The sequence below is a fragment of the Thioalkalivibrio sp. ALJ15 genome (genome assembly GCF_000383695.1).
Lineage (GTDB): Bacteria > Pseudomonadota > Gammaproteobacteria > Ectothiorhodospirales > Ectothiorhodospiraceae > Thioalkalivibrio.
In genome coordinates this window covers 541,183-558,432 of sequence record NZ_KB912056.1, presented here as the reverse complement: position 1 = coordinate 558,432, position 17,250 = coordinate 541,183, and the positions used below count along the sequence as shown (strand labels likewise).

Sequence of the window (17,250 nt, the reverse complement as noted above, 5' to 3'; positions counted from 1 at the left end):
GATGGGGCTGTACACCTCGCTGATCGCGCATGGCGCGTTTCCCGTGCACGAGCGGTTGAAAGGGCACTCGACGGTGCGCCTGCGCAAGGCGCTGGAGGCGACCCAGTGGTGGGCACCCGAGGCACTGGAGAACCTGCAGCTGACCCGCCTGCAGCTCCTGCTCGAACGCGTGGCCCAACAGATACCGTTCTACCGCCAGTGGTTCGCCGACCAGGGCTGGTCACCCCGCGCACTGACGAGCCTTGCGGATCTTGAACGCCTGCCGATCATCGACAAGGCCGTGCTGCGCCAGGCAGGCCATGAGTGGCAAGCGGACGGGGCACAACACCTGGTCGCGCAACGTACCAGCGGTTCGACCGGCGAACCGCTGGCCTTCTGGCTGGGGCGCGAGCGCATTGCGATGGACATCGCCGCCAAGTGGCGCGCGACCCGCTGGTGGGGCGTCGACATTGGCGATCGCGAGCTGGTCCTGTGGGGCGCACCGAACGAGACCGACGTACAGAATCGCCTGCGGTCCTGGCGCGACCGCGTGCTGCGGTCGCGCCTGGTCCCGGCCCGCGACCTCGACCGGGCACGGGTCGATGCCATCATTGACCAGACTCGCGAGTTCCGCCCGCGCATGATCTTCGGCTATCCCTCCGTACTGGCACGGGTCTGCGCACACGCGCGGGAACAGGGCCGGCGCCTGGATGATCTGGGTATTCGGGTGGCCTTTACCACGTCGGAGGTCCTGCGCCCGGAGTGGCGGGCGATCATCACCGACGTACTGGGCTGTGGGGTCGCGAACGAGTATGGCGGCCGGGATGCCGGCCTGATCGCACGCGAGTGCCCGCATGGCGGGCTGCACCTGACGGCCGAGGCGCTGATCGTCGAGATCCTGGACGATGCCGGGCGACCGCTTCCGGCCGGCGAGACCGGGCAGATCGTGGTCACCAATCTGATGGGCCCGGAGTATCCCTTCATCCGCTACCGCACCGGTGATCGTGGCGCGCTGGACCCGGCGCCCTGCCCCTGCGGGCGCGGCCTGCCGCTGCTGCGGGAGATCGAGGGGCGAGCCAACGACGGCCTGATCGCGCTCGATGGCCGCTGGGTGCACGGCAGTCATTTCAACTACTGCCTGCGCGAGATCGCGGGCCTGCGCTCGTACAAGATCATCCAGCACGCGCCGGACCGGGTCGAGCTGTTGCTGGTCCTCGACGAGCCCCTGGCCGAGACCGTGGAGCAGCGCCTGCGGCGTGCCTTCACACAGGCCCTGGGGGAATCCTTGACGGTGGAAATCCGCCAGGTCGAGGCGATCGCCCCGGAAGCCGGCGGCAAGCACCGGCACGTGGTCTGCCGGGTTCAGTAACCGCCCGCCTGGGCGCGCGCTTCGGCTGGCATCTCGCTCGGCGGGGCGTGCAGCCAGAGATCCAGCATCATCAGCACCCACACCATGTCGCCGTAATAGGCCGCGTGTCCGTCGCGGTGCAGCGCTATCAGTTCGTCGATGAACTGCGGCCGCAGAAAGCCCTGCCCCTTGAGCCGCAGCAGGCTGTCATAGGCCAGTTCGCGCAGCGGCGCGTGGTCGTGCATCCACACCCCGAAGGGCAGGCCAAAGCCATGTTTCTTCTTGTCGATGATGGCGTCGGGCAGAAAGCCCTGCATCGCCTCCTTGTAGAAGTGGCGCAGCCGCTGCCCGCGCAGTTTCTGGTCGGACGGGATGCCCAGGGAGAACTCCACCACGTCGTCGTCCAGCATCGGAAAGACGACATCCACGCCGGCCAGCTCGCACATGCGGGTCACCTTGCGCAGGTCGTTGTCGGCCAGGGTCTGCTGCCAGTCCAGGTACATCATGCGATTGAGCGGCGAGGCGTGTGCCGGCTGGTCGTGGATCTCGCGCATCAGATCCCACGGGGCCTGGGTATCCACCGCCGAGAGAAAGTCCGGCTCGAACATCGCCGTGGGCGAGAGGTGATACAGGTAGTTGTAGGTCTGCAGCCGATCGGGCAGCGGGATGCGCGCCTGCTCCACGTAGCGGCGCGCCTTGCTCAACCAGCCGGCCCCCTGCGGGATGCGGGTCGCCAGGGGTTCCAGCATGCCCTGGCGCAAGGGGCGTGGCAGGCGCTGCCAGTGCTCGAACAGGCCCTGCTTGGCATAGCGTGCGTTGCCGGCAAACAGCTCGTCGCCACCATCGCCGGCCAGCATCCGTGTCACGCCCGCCTGTGCCGCCATACGTGCACAGAAATAGGCAGGCAGCGCCGAGGAGTTGCCAAAGGGCTCGTCGTAACTGCCCGCAATCAGGGGGACAGCGGCGACGACATCGTCCGGCGTCACGTAGTACTCGTTCGCCTGGGTCGCAAAGTGCCGGGCCGCGATGCGGGCGTACTCCATCTCGTCGTAACCCGGGGCATCGAAACCGATGCTGAAGGTCGGCGGCGGCTCGGGGGTCGTCTCGGCCAGGAGCCCGGCCACGGTCGAGCTGTCCAGCCCACCGCTGAGAAAGGCCCCCGGCTTCGGCGTCTCCCGCTGCTGCTTGACGGCATTGCGCAGCTGATCCCGCAGGGCCGTCCCCATCTCGGCGGCATCGCCCATGCGCGCCTCGCGGAAATGCGGGAGCCAGTAGGGCTTCACGCGGATTGTGTCCGCCTGACCGTCCAGGTAATGCGCGGCGCGCAGCTTCTCGACGCCCGCGAACACACTGACCGGTGCGGGCAGCATGTGAAAGAAGAGATAGTGATAAAGCCCCGATGGGGTCGGATCGCGGCTCAGACCGGGATAGCGAACTACACTGCCGGCCGTTGTCCCGAAGGCTACCCCGCCCGGCACCGCCGCCCAGTGCAGCGAGGCCTGCCCCATGCGGTCCACGCCCGCGAGCAGGCGCGGCCGCTGCGGGTCCAGGATCGCCACCACGAAATCCCCCGCCACCTGGCTGAACAGGGCATCGCCGAAACGCCGGTAGGCGTCGAGCAAGGCATGGGCGGGCGACTGCTCCAGCGCCAGGCGCTGCAGGCCGCGCTCCCGCCACCGGGGGTGGCCGGCGATGGCCGCGATCAGCCCATCCGGGGCCTGGGCCACCCAGCCGCCCTGGACCAGACACCCGCCCCGGGGGCCATCGCAGCGCGCGCTGGACTCACCCGGGACCGAAGGGAGCCCCGCCTCCTGCAGGCCGAGGATATCGCCCGCCGCCCCCCTGGGCGCTCCAAACCATCCACATAGTCCCGCCATTGGCCTTCCTGTCGCCTGAAGCGGCGTTCAAGGAAACAGCAGCAAGTGCCCGCCTGTGATGGCTCCCGTGGGCATGCCGATATTCAAGTTTCCGCGTTTACCTTCCAGCAAACCAAAAATGCCGGCAAAAGGTAAAACTCAATGATGGAGGGACTTCCGACCACTTTAAAGTATTGATTATTTGGTACCCGCAAGGTCTCCAGTTGTCGGCCACAAACTTTCACAATAGGGCTTCTGGAAGTATGTGGAATGCGCCACCAGGGAACAGGAGATCTGCATCATGTCGACGCTCGAGCACATCAAGGCCTTGCTTGACAGCGCCCTCGGCCTGAACGGCCGCGCCCAGCACTTTGACCGCTCCACCCCCCTGCTGGGCGGGGTCCCCGAACTGGACTCCATGGCGGTGGTTTCCTTGATCAACGAGATGGAAGAACAGTTCGACATTGTGATCGATGACGATGACGTCAGTGCGGAGACCTTCGAGACCGTCGGCGCCCTAGTCGATTTCGTTGAACACAAGAATGGTGCCTAGATGGACGCCGGTTTCCTGCCGGGCTGCGCCGGACCGATCTTTTATGTCCTGCACCCGGCCGCCCGGGCCCCTGCCCGCGGGCGGGTCCTGTTCGTACCCCCGTTTGCCGAGGAGCTGAACAAGGCCCGGCGCATGGTGGCGCTGCAGGCCCGGCGCATGGCCCGCGAGGGGTACACCGTCCTGCTGCCGGACCTGTACGGCTGCGGCGACAGCGGTGGCGATTTTGGCGATGCGCGCTGGGAGATCTGGCTCGACGACCTCTCGCGCTGCCTGGATCACCTGGAGGCGGCATCCGACGGCCAGGGCCCCCTGATCCTCTGGGGACTGCGCGCGGGCGCCCTGCTGATCAGCGACCTTCTGGCCACACGCGCCCCGTCGGTGGCGGCGACCGTGCTGTGGCAACCGGTTACCAACGGCGAACAGCACCTGACGCAGTTCCTCCGCCTGCGCATGGCCGCCGCCATGATGGGCGGGGAGAAGGAAAGCACGGGGCAGTTGCGCGGCCGACTGGAGGCGGGAGAAGCCATCGAGGTCGCGGGCTATACGCTGGCGCCGGCACTGGCAGAGGCACTGGCAAAGGCCCGCCTGGCACCACCTCCACACGGGCCGGTGTACTGGTTCGAGGTCAGCGACAGCGAGGGCGCTGCTCTGTCCCCGGGGAGCACCCGGACGCTGGATGCGTGGCGCGAGCAGGGGGTGGAAGCTCACGCCTCCGTTGTCCTCGGCGAACCCTTCTGGAATGCGCCGGACATCCTCGAGGTCCCGGCCCTGCTGGAACACACCATGGATTGCCTGGGACACACGGTATCCCTGGGGCGGGCGGCATGAACGAGCGGGCGGTCGTCTTCCGGCTGGGCGGGGAGGAGCTGCTCGGCATCCTTCACCCCGGCGCCGCCGGGGCCATACGAGGCGTCCTGATCGCCGTGGGCGGCCCGCAGTATCGCGTCGGCAGTCATCGCCAGTTTCTGCTCCTGGCGCGCGACCTGGCGGCTCGGGGGATACCAGTGTTCCGCTTCGATTTTCGCGGCATGGGCGACTCGTCCGGCGCCCAGCGCGACTACGAAGAGGTGCACGATGACCTGCGCGCGGCGATGGATACCTTCTCGGCCGAGGTACCGGGAATGCGCGAGGTCGTGATCTGGGGTCTGTGCGGTGCGGCCTCCGCCGCCTTGTTCTATGCCTGGCGGGACCCCCGGGTGGCGGGCCTGGTGCTGGCCAACCCGTGGGTCCGCACCGACGAGGGCCTGGCCCGCGCCTACCTGAAGACCTACTACCTCCAGCGGCTTGTTTCGCGCGACTTCTGGTCAGGCGCCCTGAAGGGACGCTTCAACCCCTGGGTCTCCCTGCGCTCCCTGGGACGAATGGTCGGCACGGTACTGGGCCGTCGTGCCGGGGCTCCCCCGGCTGCGACCGACGAGGGCCGTTTCGATGTTTCGTCGGCACCTCTGCCGGACCGGATGGCCGAGGGCTGGCGCCGCTTTCACGGGCCGATCCTCCTGGTCCTGAGCGGAGAGGACCTGACGGCCGCCGAGTTTCGGGATGTAGCCAGCCATGCACCGGCCTGGGACGGCTTGCTGCGACAGCCACGCGTGACCCTGCGCGAACTGCCGGACGCCAACCACACCTTTTCCCGCCGCGAATGGCGCGACCAGGTTGCGACATGGACGCATGACTGGCTGCGCCAGGCGCCCGGGCACAGCCCGGGATGATGCCACCCATGGAAACTTCCCTGGCGCACAGCACACCCCCGGCCGAGCCGGAGGGGCTCCCCCGCAAGCCACTGGTGTCGGTGGTCATGCCGGCCTTCAACACGGCGGCCTATATTGCCGAATCCGTCGACAGCGTCCTGGATCAGGACTACCCCAGCATCGAACTCATCGTGGTGGACGACGGCTCGACCGACGGGACGGTCGAGATCCTGCGCGGGTATGGCGATCGTCTGACGCTGCTGACCCAGCAGAACCAGGGGGCGGCCGTAGCCCGCAATACCGGCATCGCGGCTGCCCAGGGCGGCTTCATCGCCTTTATCGATTCCGACGATGTCTGGCTGCCCGGCAAGCTGACCGCCCAGGTGCTGTACATGCAGCAGCACCCGGAGATCGGCCTGGTGCACACGGATTTTCTGGCGTGGAAGCCCGATGCCAGCGGACAGTTCGCCCCGCCCCATACCCTGGCCGATCCCCCGGTTCCGGTGACCGAGCTGCCGGAGATTGTCCCAGAGGGTTCGGGCTGGGTGTACAACCAGCTGTTAATGGAATCCCTGCCGCATACGATCACGGTGATGATGCGGCGCGAGCTGGTGGAACAGGTCGGCCCGTTCGACCCGCAGCTCAAGCGCGGCCAGGACTATGACTACTGGATTCGAGCCTCGCGACTGACCGAGTACCGCCAGCTGGACCGGGTCACCGCCCTTTATCGCCTGCACGGGCGTGGCTGCATGACCCGATACCCGGACGTGAACTACGAGGTCGAAGTGGTCCAGCGGGCGCTGGGTCGCTGGGGTCTGGTGGGGCCCAATGGCGAAAAGACCCCCTGGCCCCGGGTCCGCGAGCGCCTGGGTGATGCCTGTTTCACCTTCGGCTACCACCATTACTGGGAGGGAGACCCACGGATCGCCCGGCGCGCGTTCTTTCAGGCCCTGGTGCGCCGACCGGGACGCATGAAGACCTGGGGGTATCTGGGGGCCAGTACGGTGAAGGCCCTGTTCGCCCGGAGCTAATCTCGGCGGTTTCGATAAACCGCGACACGGCCGATCGGCATCTTTCGCAGCCGCCTGGTGCGGTACTCCCGGTAGGCCACGCGCTCCAGAAATGGGGCCTCGTCCAGCAGCCTTCGCTGGGTCGGGTTCTGGTACACGACCAGCACGTCCCGCTCTCCGTCGGCCTGCAGGGCGCTCTCGAGGTTCGCGAGCACGCGCTCCATGATCGCGGCCTTGAAGGGGTTGAACAGGTAGATCAGCAGGTCGCCCGGCGGCAACCCGAACGCACCGGCGTCGCCACAGACGGTCTCGATCCGGTGCATGCAGCGCTCGGGGTGCCGGTAGATCCGCGCATTCGCGGCGGCGATCGCATCCAGGCGGGAGTTGTATTCGACCCCGATGATCCGGCGAAACGGATGATGCGATGCGAGCAGCAGCGCCTTTCCCTTGCCCGACCCCAGATCAATGAACGCATAGCGCGCGGGGGCGATGCCCAGGGAGCGGATGATCCTGTGGAACAGACGCGGCGGGGCCCCCTCGTATCCCTCGTGCTCCTGCGGCAGACCCGCGTCGTCCCCGGCCTGGATGCCCGTATTGGTGCCATGCTTGCGGTCGAAGTCCGTCAGCCGGAACAGGACGTTCCGCGGGATGAGGGCCAGGGTGCGCCACCAGCCATGCCGGTGCAGGGAGGAGCGCAACTGAACCAGCGCATCCATCATCTCGCTGCCCTCGCAGTGGCAGGGCCTGAAAGCGCTGGGTTATTCACGCTTCAGCCGCCTGCAGCATCTCGACGAGCACCTTGCGATCGACCTTGCCATTCGCGTTCAGCGGCAGTTCGTCCAGAAGATGGATCTCCCGCGGCACCATTACGGTGGGGAGCCGCTGCCTCAGTTGTTCCCGAATCACCTCCACGTCCAGGTGTTCGGCGACCACAAAGGCGATGATGCCGGAGGCTCCACTTGCGGTACGCGGCCAGCCGACCGCAACGGCCTGGTCGGTCGCCGCAGCCTCGCGCAGGGCCTGCTCGATCTCGCCCAGCTCGATGCGCACGCCACCGATCTTGATCTGGTGATCGAAGCGCCCGAGGAACTGCAGGGGCTCTCCGGGATACGGGCGCCGCACGAGATCGCCCGTGCGGTAATACAGGGTGCTGTCGTCCCCGAGCCGGATGAATGCGGCCGCGGTGCGCTCCGGGTCCTTCCAGTACCCGGCGCTGACCTGCGGCCCGCTGATCAGGAGCTCGCCCTCGCCCCCTTCCGGCACTTCGTGAAAGTCCTCGTCGACCACGCGAATGCCGACCTGGTTGCCCGGATAGCCGATAGGGGCCATCCCGTGGGTGCACTCGGCAGGCGAACGCGCCGGGTCCCAGCGGTAGAAGCAGGCGTCGACGGTGCACTCGGTGGGTCCGTAGGCATTGTCGATCGTGGCGTTGGGCGCGGCGGCCGCCATGATCCTGGCCAGTTCCGCCGACAGGGCCTCGCCGCCAAAGCGACACAGCCGCAGCTGGGGGAAACGGCCGGGGGCCCAGCCGTTGCGGCGACTCATGCCGTGGCCGGCCGACGGCGTGATGTCGATGACGGTCAGGGTCTTGTCGGCGATGTAGCGGTTGGGGTTGAACCACTCGCGGGCGGAGGGGCAGCAAAGACACGCCCCGTAGGCCCATCCGACGTACAGGTCGAACATCGAGGAGTCGAAGGTAATGTCGTAGAACTGCGAGAAACGATCGTTCTCGCTCAGCCCCAGAGGGTCATAGCGCTCCCGCGACATGGCGACGAACCGGGCCGCATTGCGATGACGCACGGCCACGCCCTTGGGTACGCCGGTACTGCCCGAGGTGAAGAACAGGCAGGCGAGATCGTCGGGATTGACCCGGGCCGGCGACCATCCCTCGGGGGGCGAGGCCGCGTCCAGGGCATAAAAGGCATGCCCGGGCCAGCGGGACTGAAAGGCATCGCAGTCCTCCCGGGTCGGCAGCCAGATCGCACAGTCGGAATGCTCCGGCCCCAGCCAGCCATCCAGCGACTGCATCCCCGTGGCATCCACGACCAAGGCCCCCAAGCCGGCCAGATCGACCATCCGCCGTGTTCGCTCGGGGGGGAAGGACGGGTTCAGGGGTACCAGCGTGTGCCCGGCCATCAGCACCCCCAGAAGGCCCTGGTACAGGATGCGCGAGCGCTGGGCCAGGACGCCGATCGTCCGCGGCCCGTCGGCGGGCAGGACGGCCTGCAGGCCCGAAGCCAGGCTGGCACTGGCGGCGTAGAGATCCCGGTAGCGGATCTCGCCCCCCTCCACATCCAGCGCCGGGCGGTCCGCGAACTGCCTAGCCGCGCGCAGGAACCCGGCGTGCAAACCGTACTCGTCCATGGCCATCCGACCACTCCTTGAAGTCACAAATGTACGGGATGGAGGCCGCTCCTGCTGGCGGCAGTTTTTACTTGAATACTCGCCGAAAGCTGGCTGTCCACCCTCTTCTGGGAGAATCCGGAAACCGGTTAAATCACGCAATCCCGACCGCGGGGGATTTACCTGATGTTTCGGATTGGACGGCCGCATGAGTTTTGTAATTAACGGGCCATTCCGCCCCGTCAGGCCTCACTTTCCCGTTTCCACGAGGGTAAAAAAACGCTATACGTCATAGGGGTCCCGATGCTGAAAACCGGTTGATTACATGTTAAGAACCTTGCGCAAGTTGAACGCCCTTTTGCACCCCCGGGATCGCCGCAAGGTCGGGCTGCTGGTGATCCTGATGATCGTCGCGGCGTTCATGCAGACCGTGGGCGTCGCCTCGGTGATGCCGTTTCTCGCGGTGCTGTCCGATCCGGACATGGTTCACGGCCACGCGCTGTTAAACGAGGCGTACAACACCCTCGGTTTCGAGTCGACCGGAGAGTTTCTCTACTTTCTGGGGGTAGCCGCGTTTGTAATGTTCATGCTCGGGACGCTGCTGCAGGCGCTGACGCAGTGGTCGATCACGCGCTTCTCCCACATGCAGCAGTACGAACTGTCGCGCCGCCTGATGGCCGACTATCTGCGACGGCCCTACACCTTCTTCCTGCACCGCAATTCGGGCGACCTGGCCAAGACGATCCTGCAGGAGACCACGCACGCGATCAGTGGCGCGGTGATGCCGGCCATGCGCCTGGTCAGCCAGGGTCTGCTGGCGGTCTCGATCATCGCCCTGCTCATCCTGGTCGAGCCGTGGCTCGCGCTCATCGTGGCCCTGGGTCTGGGCAGCGTCTATGCGGCCATCTACATCGTGGCCCGGATCTGGCTGAACCGGATCGGGCAGGACCGGGTGGAGGCCAACCGCGAGCGCTTCACGGCGGCGGCCGAGGCCTTCGCGGGCGCCAAGGAGATCCGCCTGCTAGGACGCGAGCGCGACTACCTGGAACGCTACCGCCACCCGTCCAGGCGCTACGCCCGGCACCAGGCGAACGCGGTGCTCCTGCAGGACACCCCGCAGTACGCGATCGAGGCGATCGCCTTTGGTGGTGTACTGCTGCTCGTGCTGTACCTGATGGCCGGCGACGGGGGGCTCGCCCAGGCCCTCCCCCTGCTCGGCCTGTATGCGCTGGCGGGCAAGCAACTGATTCCCGCCTTCCAGAAGATCTTCCAGAACGTGGCCGCCCTGCGCTTCAATTTTGCGGCGGTCGACAACATCCTGAAGGATCTGGGTGATCGCGGCGGCGACGTCTTGCCCCCGCGCGGCGAGGCCTCTGCTGCACTGGCGCCGCAGCAGGCCATTCGGGTCGAGGGCGTGACCTATCGCTACCCCCAGCATGACCGCGTTGCACTGGATCACCTCTCGCTGGAGATCCCGGCCCGCACGACCATCGGGCTGGTGGGTTCGTCCGGGGCCGGCAAGAGCACGCTGGTGGATGCCCTGCTCGGGCTGCTGGAACCCGACGAGGGAGCGATTCTGGTCGACGGGCAGCCACTCACCGCAGCGAACGTGCGGCAGTGGCAGGCGGCACTCGGCTATGTCCCGCAGCACATCTTCCTGGCCGACCAGAGTGTCGCCGCCAATATCGCCCTGGGCGTACCGGAGGCCGAGATCGATCATGCCGCGGTGGAGCGGGCCGCGCGCCTGGCCAACCTGCACGACTTCGTGATGAATGACCTCCCGCACGGCTACGACACCCTGATCGGGGAACGCGGGACCCGCCTGTCCGGCGGACAGCGTCAGCGCATCGGCATTGCCCGGGCCCTCTACCGCGACCCGGCGGTGCTGTTCTTCGACGAGGCCACCAGCGCCCTGGACAACGCCACCGAACGCGCCGTGATGGACGCCATTCACAACCTGAGCGGCGACAAGACGATCATCCTGGTCGCGCACCGGCTGAGCACCGTCAAACCCTGCGATCAGATCTACGTGCTCGATAGCGGGCGTCTGGTCGACCAGGGCCGCTGGGAGATGCTGGTCGACGGCAGCACGCACTTCCAGCAGCTGGCGGCCGGGCACGCCTGACAGCGGACCCCTCGCGTCAGACGAGGATCTCCGCCGGCTCCGGGTGGCTAAGGAACCCCTTGGGGCTGGCCGTGTAGCCATAGGCCCCGGACTGGAAGACCACCACCAGATCGCCAATCTCCGCGCGGGGCAGTTCCATCTGCTGACCCAGGACGTCCAGCGGGGTGCACAGCGGCCCGACGACGTCCACGACTTCGGTGTCGGCCTCTCCCATGCGGTTGCCGATGGCGACCGGGTAGTTCTTGCGGATCACCTGACCAAAGTTGCCCGAGGCCGCCAGGTGATGATGAAGCCCTCCATTGGTGACGAGGAATACCCGGCCGCGCGAGACCTTGCGGTCCAGTATCTCGGCGACGTAAACGCCCGCTTCCCCCACCAGATAGCGGCCCAGCTCGAGGATGATCTCGGCCTGCGGCATCCGCGCGCGAACCTCCGGCAGGCGTTTCTCGAGCTGCTCGGCGATGAGGCCCAGGGTCAGCGGTTGATCGCCCGGGAAATAGGGGATCCCGAAACCGCCCCCGATGTTCAGCGTCTCCACCGGCCCCGGGGCATGGTCGGCCAGGCGCAATGCCAGGTCGAGCGTCAGGCCCTGGGCCTCCACCAGCGACTCGGCGCGCAGATTCTGCGAGCCGGCAAAGATGTGAAACCCGCGAAAGTGCAGCCCCAGCTCGCCAATGCGCCCCAGCATCTCGGGCACGCACTCGGCATCCACGCCGAATACCTTGGGGCCGCCACTCATCTTCATGCCCGAGGTCTTCAGCTCGAAGTCGGGGTTCACACGCACCGCGACGCAGGGCGCCCTGCCGGTGCGCTCGGCAATCGCCGCGACCCGCGTCAGTTCGGTATCGGACTCGAGGTGGATGGTGATCCCCGCGGCTACCGCCATCTCCAGCTCGGCCGGGGACTTGCCCGGCCCGGCGAAGCTGATATCGGCCGCGGACACCCCGGCGTCCAGGGCAATCTGCAGTTCGCGCCCGGAGGCGACATCCAGGCCATCGACCAGCGAGGCCATATGCCCCACGACCGCCGGCATCGGGTTCGCCTTGATCGCGTAGTGGATCGACAGGTCCCGGGGCAGGGCCTGGCGCAGGGCCTGGACGCGGCGCGTCATGACCTGTCGGTCATAGACATAGAACGGGGTCCGGCCCGCGCGGCGGGCGATCTCGGTCAGGGGGATCCCGCCGATCAGCAGCGAGTGGTCGCGCACCTCGAAGGCCGCCATCGCCGCATGACGGGGGGCGGACGTCATGGATACCTCCCGGTTCATGACAGGGCGACCGCCTGGAACAGGCCCTCGAACTCGGCCGCCAGCGCCTTGCGGTCAATCTTGCCATTGCCATTGCGGGGCAGGGACTGCGACCGCAGCTCCAGGTGGCTGGGTACCATGAAGGCCGGCAAGCGCTCGCGCAGCAGCGCCATCAGCTGGTCATGGGTCACCGAGGGTTCGGCGGGCAGCGCGACCAGGACGACCGCCTGGCCCAGCTGCGGATGCGCGATACCCAGCGCCGCCCCCTCGGTCACCAGCCCCGTGGCATAGGCGACCTCCTCGATCTCCACCGGGCTCACCCGGTACCCCGAGGTCTTGATCATCTCGTCGCGCCGGCCGACGAAGTACAGATATCCGTCCTCGTCCATCCGCACCGTGTCACCGGACCACACGGCCATCTCCTGGCCCGGCAGGCCTTCGGGTTGTCCCGGCGCGGGACGGAAGCGCTGGGCCGTGCGCGCGGCATCGTTCCAGTAGCCCATCGCGACCAGGGCCCCGCGATGGACCAGTTCCCCGGGCTCTCCGGGGGCGCAGCGGCTGCCGTCCTCGCGCACGACCATGACCTCGGCATTGGGTATGGCCCGCCCCATGGAGTCGGGGCGGCGATCGACCTCCTCGGGCGGCAGATAGGTCGAACGGAAGGCCTCCGTGAGGCCGTACATCAGATAGACCTGGGTGCGCGGCAGGTGCGCCCGCAGGCGCTTCAGGGTCTTCAGGGGCATCGCGCCGCCCGAGTTCGTGATGTAGCGCAGGGATCGCCGCGCGGCCTCCGGCCACTCCATCTCGGCCAGCTGGATCCACAGCGGTGGCACCGCCGCCAGCCCGGTGATCCCGCCCTGGCTCACCGCCTTCAGAACGTCGCGGGGCAGGAGGTAATTGAGCAGGGTGGCATGGGCCCCGGTCAGGAACGCGGTGGTCAACTGACTGAAGCCGTAATCGAAGCTGAACGGCAGCACGCAGAGGATGCGGTCCTCCGCACGATTGTGCAGATAGTGCGCGACGCTTTGCGCACCGGCCACCAGGTTGCGGTGCGACAGCACCACGCCCTTGGGTCGCCCGGTGCTGCCGGAGGTGTAGAGGATCGCCGCCATGTCCGTGTCGATGACCCGATGGGCCGGCCTGCCCAGCCCGAAATCCGCCGCCGACTGCCAGGCCTCGAGCCGCGGCCCGCCCGATGTTTCGGCGTCAGGCGGTGTGTCCACGAACAGGATGGTGTCCAGTTCCGGACATTGCGCCAGGGCATCGCGCAGCGCGGCATAGCGCACTGCGGACGTGACCAGGATTCGCACCCGGCAGTCCTGAAGGATGTGCGCGACCTGCGAGGCCTTCAGCAGCGGGTTGACGGGGACCATCACCCCTCCCGCCCGCGAGGCCCCGAACATCGCATGGACCGCCTCCGGACATTTGTCCAGATACACCGCAACCCGGTCCTGTCGCTGAAGCCCGGTGGCGAGAAGCCGTCGGGCTGCGTTCTCGATGTCGCTGGCGGCCGCCTCGTATGACTGCGTGACCCCCCGATGGGTGATGGCCGAGGCCATTGGGTTTCGCTCGGCGCTGTGCAAAACGCCTTCGTGCAGCAGGGTGGTGTGACGCATGATCAGAACGGACTCCGTCAAGGTGGATTCGGCACGCAGCCGAGTACGAATCTTTTACAACCCCATACCCACTCGTTCGGTAAATAGGCTACTCTTCGAGTGGGCCGAACACTATCGCCGTTTTCATGTGTCGAAACTCGAATCGACACGCACGTACTGCTGTATAGCGGAATTCTCTGCGATGCGCGACTACCTGCTGTTTTTTATAATAATGGTGTTGATCCCGGTGATCCTGGCAAGGCCCTGGGTCGGCATCCCCGCCTGGTTCTGGGTCGGCCTGATGGCCCCGCATGGCCTCACCTGGTCGTTCATGCGCAGCTTCCCCGTAGCCGCCGTCATTGGCATGACAACGCTGGCCGCGCTGTTTCTGGCCAAGGATCGACGGCCGATGCCGATGACGCGCGAGATGGTGATGTTATGGGTGTTTCTCGGCTACATCACCATGACTTCGTATTTTGCGGTAAATTCCAGCGGTGCATGGGACTTCTGGCAGCACGTTTTTAAGATCCTCTTGATTACATTTATCACACCCATGCTGATATTCGGTCAGCTTCGCATCGTCTGGCTGTTATTAGTTATTACATTCTCCATCGCATTTTTCGGGTTCAAGGGCGGCCTGTTCACGCTGTCCACGGGCGGGCAGTACATGGTGCTGGGCCCTCCGGGCTCCTATCTGTCCGGGAACACGTACATCGGGCTGGCAATGGTGATGGTGCTGCCGCTGATCCTGATCAGCGCGCGGCTGTTCCGCGAGCGCTGGGTGGATCTCGAGATCCCGGGCCTGGAGCGCTTCTACCGGCCGATCAGCTGGGGCGTATACGGCGTGTTCTGGCTGACTGCCATCGCGATCCTCGCGACCTATTCCCGCGGGGCCCTGCTGGGGATCCTGGTGGTCGCGCCGTTCCTGTTCTGGCACATGCGCCACAAGCTGGCGATGGTGATGGCCGGCGTGCTGGTCTTCGGGGTGATTGGAGTGACCGCGCCGGATCGTCTTCTGGATCGCTGGGGCACGATCGAGACCTACGAGGAAGACCGTTCCGCCATGCAGCGCATCCAGGCGTGGGGCGTGAACTGGAACATGGCCACCGAGCGACCGCTTACCGGGATGGGCTTTCGCAACCACCACCTCGGCTATGACTGGTGGGTCGGCTACGCGAATTTCGAGGGGGACTGGCGCCACGTACTGTCGCCGCACAGCATCTATTTCGGCCTGATGGGCGAACATGGCTTTGGTGGACTCGCCACCTTCCTGCTGCTGGTCGGGTTCACGTTCTTTTCGCTGAACCGGATCCGCAAGCGAGCCCGACTCGAGACGGGGCAGATCTGGCTGGCGGAATACGCCTGGGCCATCCAGGTGGGGTTGCTCGGCTACCTGGCTGCCGGGGCCTTCCTCGACGTGATCTACTTCAACCTGCTGTTCGCGTTCATCGCCCTGGCTGTCATCATGCGCCGCGAACTGGAAGAAGCACCCCGCGTGGCCGAGGCGCCCGTGTCCGCACCAGTCCAGGCGAATGCGTTTTCGACGCGCGCCGAGCCCGACAGCGCCGCCGGGGCGCCCGGCATCTCGCGCTAGGGAAACACGGATCCATGTACACGCAGGCTCATGGGTAAGGTCGTCACCTTGGGCGCCTCCACGCTCCAGCCGTGGGCCGAGCGCCTTGCCCAGGCGATCGCAGCCCATGTGCGACCGGACACCGGGCTCTGGGACCCCATCGAGCAGGCGCCGAGCCCCGCGGACCATTACGGCCAGACCAGTGCGACCCTGGCGCTGTACCTGCAGGGTGGCCCCGAGATGGAACAGTGGGGCTGGCCATTGCGGGCCTGGCTCACGCGCTGTGGCCGCCACGCCGGGCACGCACCGTTCAACCGCCTGTTGCTGCTGTTGTTGCGGGAACGGGTCATCGCGGGGGTACAACCTGTCACGCCCGCACTGGAAACGATGCTCGACGAGGCGCTGCAACGGTGCCATCCGAGTCGACACTATCCGTCGAATAACTGGACCCTGCTGGCCCAGCTTTGCCGTCTGGTTGAGGCCCGGCCCGGCCGCCCACGCGACCATGCGGCGGCTCGGCTGGCCGCATTGCTGGAACGCTGGACGACCGCCAGCGGCGGTTTTATCGACTATCCGGCCCGCCCGGGGCCACGGGGCGTGGCCACCCCGATGGCGTACCACCACAAGGCCTTGCTGATCGCCTCGATTGCGCTGTGTTACGCACCCACGCCCGCGCTGGCAACGCTCACCCAGCGCCTCTATGGCTGGGTCGCGCTGACCTGGGACGGCGGGGAGTACGCGGGAGGTCTTGGCCGCAGCACCCACTCCCTGTTCGGCGACGCCTGCCTGGTGGGCAGCCTGGATCTGCTCGGGCTGGCCGGGGCACAGCAGACGGACGCCCCGGCCGGGCAGATGCTGCGTGGCGTGCTGGCGCGATGGGAGCGGCAACGCAGAGGCGACGGTCTGCTGGGTCTGACGCCCGCGGATCGTGCCTCCACACCCGCCCCCGGGAACCATCCCGCGGGATGGGACAACTACATGCACCTGTCGGTCTACAACGCCTGGGCCGCTGCGGTCCTGGCATGGGTCGGCGACCGGCGGCGCCGCGAGGGGACGCCGGAGATAGTCGAGGATCTTCAATGGGCAGGAGGGCGGACCGAAGCCTGCCAGCAGGATCTGCAGGCGGGCGTACTGTGCGCCCGGGCCGGGCCGGACCTGTGTGCCCTGATCAGCACCCGCGGGCAGGCGCCACAGGCGTTCAGCCGCGACGTGGCCGAGCTGCGCTATGCCGGTGGTCAGCCCTTTCACATTCGCCACCGCGACCGGGTCCTGTGCCCGCCGGCGGTACGGGTCGAGGCCGAAGCGCTGCTGCGCAACCCGGCCCTGGCCGGCTGGGTACCTTTGTTTCGGATCGGCGACCAGCTCTGGGCCCTGGCCGAGTTTCGCTCGGTGACGGTGGATGCGCCGGGGGCCGCCGTACGGGTACGCCTGGAAGATGGCCACGCGGTCCCCGTGCTGCGGGCAGCGGCCCGCACTCTCTGGAGGCGCGGCCTGGCCGCGCTGGACTGGCGCTGGTTCGGCGGGGCCGTCGGACGCGGGGAGGCCCTGCGGCGCCCGCGCTCGTCCGTCCTGTTCGGCCGCATCACGTTCTGGCTGGACCCCGCCGGGCCCACACTGCGCCAGGAGGTCGCGCTGGAATGCCGAGGCGAGGTCCCGGTCCACTACCTGAACCCGGGCGGCCATGCGCTGGTGGTCGACAACGGCCCGAGTGTGCGGCGCTTTCAGCAGCAGGATCCGGTGACCGGTCAGTGGACCGAAGTGCTCTTTCCCGCATCCGGACGCTCGATCGTCCAGATCCCCCTGCCCTCGACCATCCCCGGCCTGGGCTGCGCACTACCGCCGAAACCGCTGCCCCCGGGCCCCTATGCCCACCGACTGACGCTTGGCTGGAGCGACTGAATACCCGCCCCCGGAACGTGAGGGAGACGCGGGAT

13 protein-coding genes are annotated in these 17,250 nt (G+C 67.1%); 8 read left to right on the top strand and 5 right to left on the bottom strand.

The features are described from left to right. The first annotated feature begins 1 nt into the window (after window position 1). Complete coding sequence (locus tag G015_RS0102620) at window positions 2-1,348, top strand: phenylacetate--CoA ligase family protein (protein WP_018994394.1); 1,347 nt, start codon at window positions 2-4, stop codon at window positions 1,346-1,348. Here the strand turns inward: G015_RS0102620 and G015_RS0102615 are convergent. Beyond that, window positions 1,342-3,054: an asparagine synthetase B gene (locus G015_RS0102615; protein ID WP_018994395.1), complete on the bottom strand. Its 1,713-nt coding sequence runs from the start codon at window positions 3,052-3,054 to the stop codon at window positions 1,342-1,344. The genes G015_RS0102620 and G015_RS0102615 overlap by 7 nt on opposite strands. A gap of 430 nt (window positions 3,055-3,484) precedes the next feature. Here G015_RS0102615 and G015_RS0102610 point away from each other — a divergent pair, with 430 nt between their 5' ends. Genes G015_RS0102610 through G015_RS0102595 form a run of 4 tightly spaced genes read left to right on the top strand, consistent with a single transcriptional unit; the run spans window position 3,485 to window position 6,455 of the window. Then, window positions 3,485-3,736, top strand: coding sequence for an acyl carrier protein (locus G015_RS0102610; protein ID WP_012983883.1), 252 nt, complete (start codon window positions 3,485-3,487; stop codon window positions 3,734-3,736). Next, window positions 3,737-4,564, top strand: a complete 828-nt coding sequence (locus G015_RS0102605; RefSeq protein WP_018994396.1) for a hydrolase 2, exosortase A system-associated — start codon at window positions 3,737-3,739, stop codon at window positions 4,562-4,564. It begins immediately after the preceding gene. Then, the gene (locus G015_RS0102600; RefSeq protein ID WP_018994397.1) at window positions 4,561-5,445 is read left to right on the top strand and encodes a hydrolase 1, exosortase A system-associated; all 885 of its coding nucleotides are present in this window, start codon (window positions 4,561-4,563) and stop codon (window positions 5,443-5,445) included. The genes G015_RS0102605 and G015_RS0102600 overlap by 4 nt, the downstream gene beginning before the upstream one ends. A gap of 8 nt (window positions 5,446-5,453) precedes the next feature. After that, on the top strand, window positions 5,454-6,455 hold the full coding sequence (locus G015_RS0102595) for a glycosyltransferase (RefSeq protein WP_020146118.1): 1,002 nt from the start codon (window positions 5,454-5,456) through the stop codon (window positions 6,453-6,455). On the opposite strand, the gene G015_RS0102590 is transcribed toward G015_RS0102595, so the two are convergent. Both G015_RS0102590 and G015_RS0102585 read right to left on the bottom strand, forming a co-directional pair. Continuing rightward, on the bottom strand, window positions 6,452-7,153 hold the full coding sequence (locus tag G015_RS0102590) for a class I SAM-dependent methyltransferase (protein WP_018139516.1): 702 nt from the start codon (window positions 7,151-7,153) through the stop codon (window positions 6,452-6,454). The two genes, G015_RS0102595 and G015_RS0102590, sit on opposite strands and share 4 nt — an antisense overlap. Window positions 7,154-7,196: 43 nt before the next feature. Continuing rightward, a complete protein-coding gene (locus G015_RS0102585; RefSeq protein WP_020146117.1) occupies window positions 7,197-8,804 on the bottom strand; it encodes an amino acid adenylation domain-containing protein in 1,608 nt (535 codons plus the stop codon). A 298-nt stretch (window positions 8,805-9,102) separates the two neighbouring features. Between G015_RS0102585 and G015_RS0102580 the strand changes: the two genes are divergently transcribed. Then, a complete protein-coding gene (locus G015_RS0102580) occupies window positions 9,103-10,902 on the top strand; it encodes an ABC transporter ATP-binding protein (RefSeq protein ID WP_028490880.1) in 1,800 nt (599 codons plus the stop codon). A gap of 16 nt (window positions 10,903-10,918) precedes the next feature. Here G015_RS0102580 and G015_RS0102575 read toward each other — a convergent pair whose 3' ends face one another. Both G015_RS0102575 and G015_RS0102570 read right to left on the bottom strand, forming a co-directional pair. Then, entirely contained in the window at window positions 10,919-12,124 is a 1,206-nt protein-coding gene (locus G015_RS0102575; RefSeq protein ID WP_020146115.1) for a pyridoxal-dependent decarboxylase, exosortase A system-associated, read from the bottom strand. A 41-nt stretch (window positions 12,125-12,165) separates the two neighbouring features. Beyond that, window positions 12,166-13,764 carry an acyl-CoA ligase (AMP-forming), exosortase A system-associated gene (locus tag G015_RS0102570; RefSeq protein WP_018175021.1) on the bottom strand — a complete coding sequence of 533 codons (1,599 nt, stop codon included), beginning with the start codon at window positions 13,762-13,764 and terminating at the stop codon, window positions 12,166-12,168. A 181-nt stretch (window positions 13,765-13,945) separates the two neighbouring features. Between G015_RS0102570 and G015_RS0102565 the strand changes: the two genes are divergently transcribed. Continuing rightward, window positions 13,946-15,337: a putative O-glycosylation ligase, exosortase A system-associated gene (locus G015_RS0102565; RefSeq protein WP_018993313.1), complete on the top strand. Its 1,392-nt coding sequence runs from the start codon at window positions 13,946-13,948 to the stop codon at window positions 15,335-15,337. 30 nt (window positions 15,338-15,367) lie between these two features. After that, complete coding sequence (locus G015_RS0102560) at window positions 15,368-17,215, top strand: hypothetical protein (protein ID WP_020146114.1); 1,848 nt, start codon at window positions 15,368-15,370, stop codon at window positions 17,213-17,215. Window positions 17,216-17,250 lie beyond the last annotated feature (35 nt).

What these genes read in the sequence shown, in the direction of transcription:
- G015_RS0102620 (WP_018994394.1), top strand. Translation starts at nt 2, where the DNA reads ATGGGGCTGTACACCTCGCTGATCGCGCATGGCGCGTTTCCCGTGCAC.
- G015_RS0102610 (WP_012983883.1), top strand. Translation starts at nt 3,485, where the DNA reads ATGTCGACGCTCGAGCACATCAAGGCCTTGCTTGACAGCGCCCTCGGC.
- G015_RS0102605 (WP_018994396.1), top strand. Translation starts at nt 3,737, where the DNA reads ATGGACGCCGGTTTCCTGCCGGGCTGCGCCGGACCGATCTTTTATGTC.
- G015_RS0102600 (WP_018994397.1), top strand. Translation starts at nt 4,561, where the DNA reads ATGAACGAGCGGGCGGTCGTCTTCCGGCTGGGCGGGGAGGAGCTGCTC.
- G015_RS0102595 (WP_020146118.1), top strand. Translation starts at nt 5,454, where the DNA reads ATGGAAACTTCCCTGGCGCACAGCACACCCCCGGCCGAGCCGGAGGGG.
- G015_RS0102590 (WP_018139516.1), bottom strand. Translation starts at nt 7,153, where the DNA reads ATGATGGATGCGCTGGTTCAGTTGCGCTCCTCCCTGCACCGGCATGGC.
- G015_RS0102585 (WP_020146117.1), bottom strand. Translation starts at nt 8,804, where the DNA reads ATGGCCATGGACGAGTACGGTTTGCACGCCGGGTTCCTGCGCGCGGCT.
- G015_RS0102580 (WP_028490880.1), top strand. Translation starts at nt 9,103, where the DNA reads ATGTTAAGAACCTTGCGCAAGTTGAACGCCCTTTTGCACCCCCGGGAT.
- G015_RS0102575 (WP_020146115.1), bottom strand. Translation starts at nt 12,124, where the DNA reads ATGGCGGCCTTCGAGGTGCGCGACCACTCGCTGCTGATCGGCGGGATC.
- G015_RS0102570 (WP_018175021.1), bottom strand. Translation starts at nt 13,764, where the DNA reads ATGCGTCACACCACCCTGCTGCACGAAGGCGTTTTGCACAGCGCCGAG.
- G015_RS0102565 (WP_018993313.1), top strand. Translation starts at nt 13,946, where the DNA reads ATGCGCGACTACCTGCTGTTTTTTATAATAATGGTGTTGATCCCGGTG.
- G015_RS0102560 (WP_020146114.1), top strand. Translation starts at nt 15,368, where the DNA reads ATGGGTAAGGTCGTCACCTTGGGCGCCTCCACGCTCCAGCCGTGGGCC.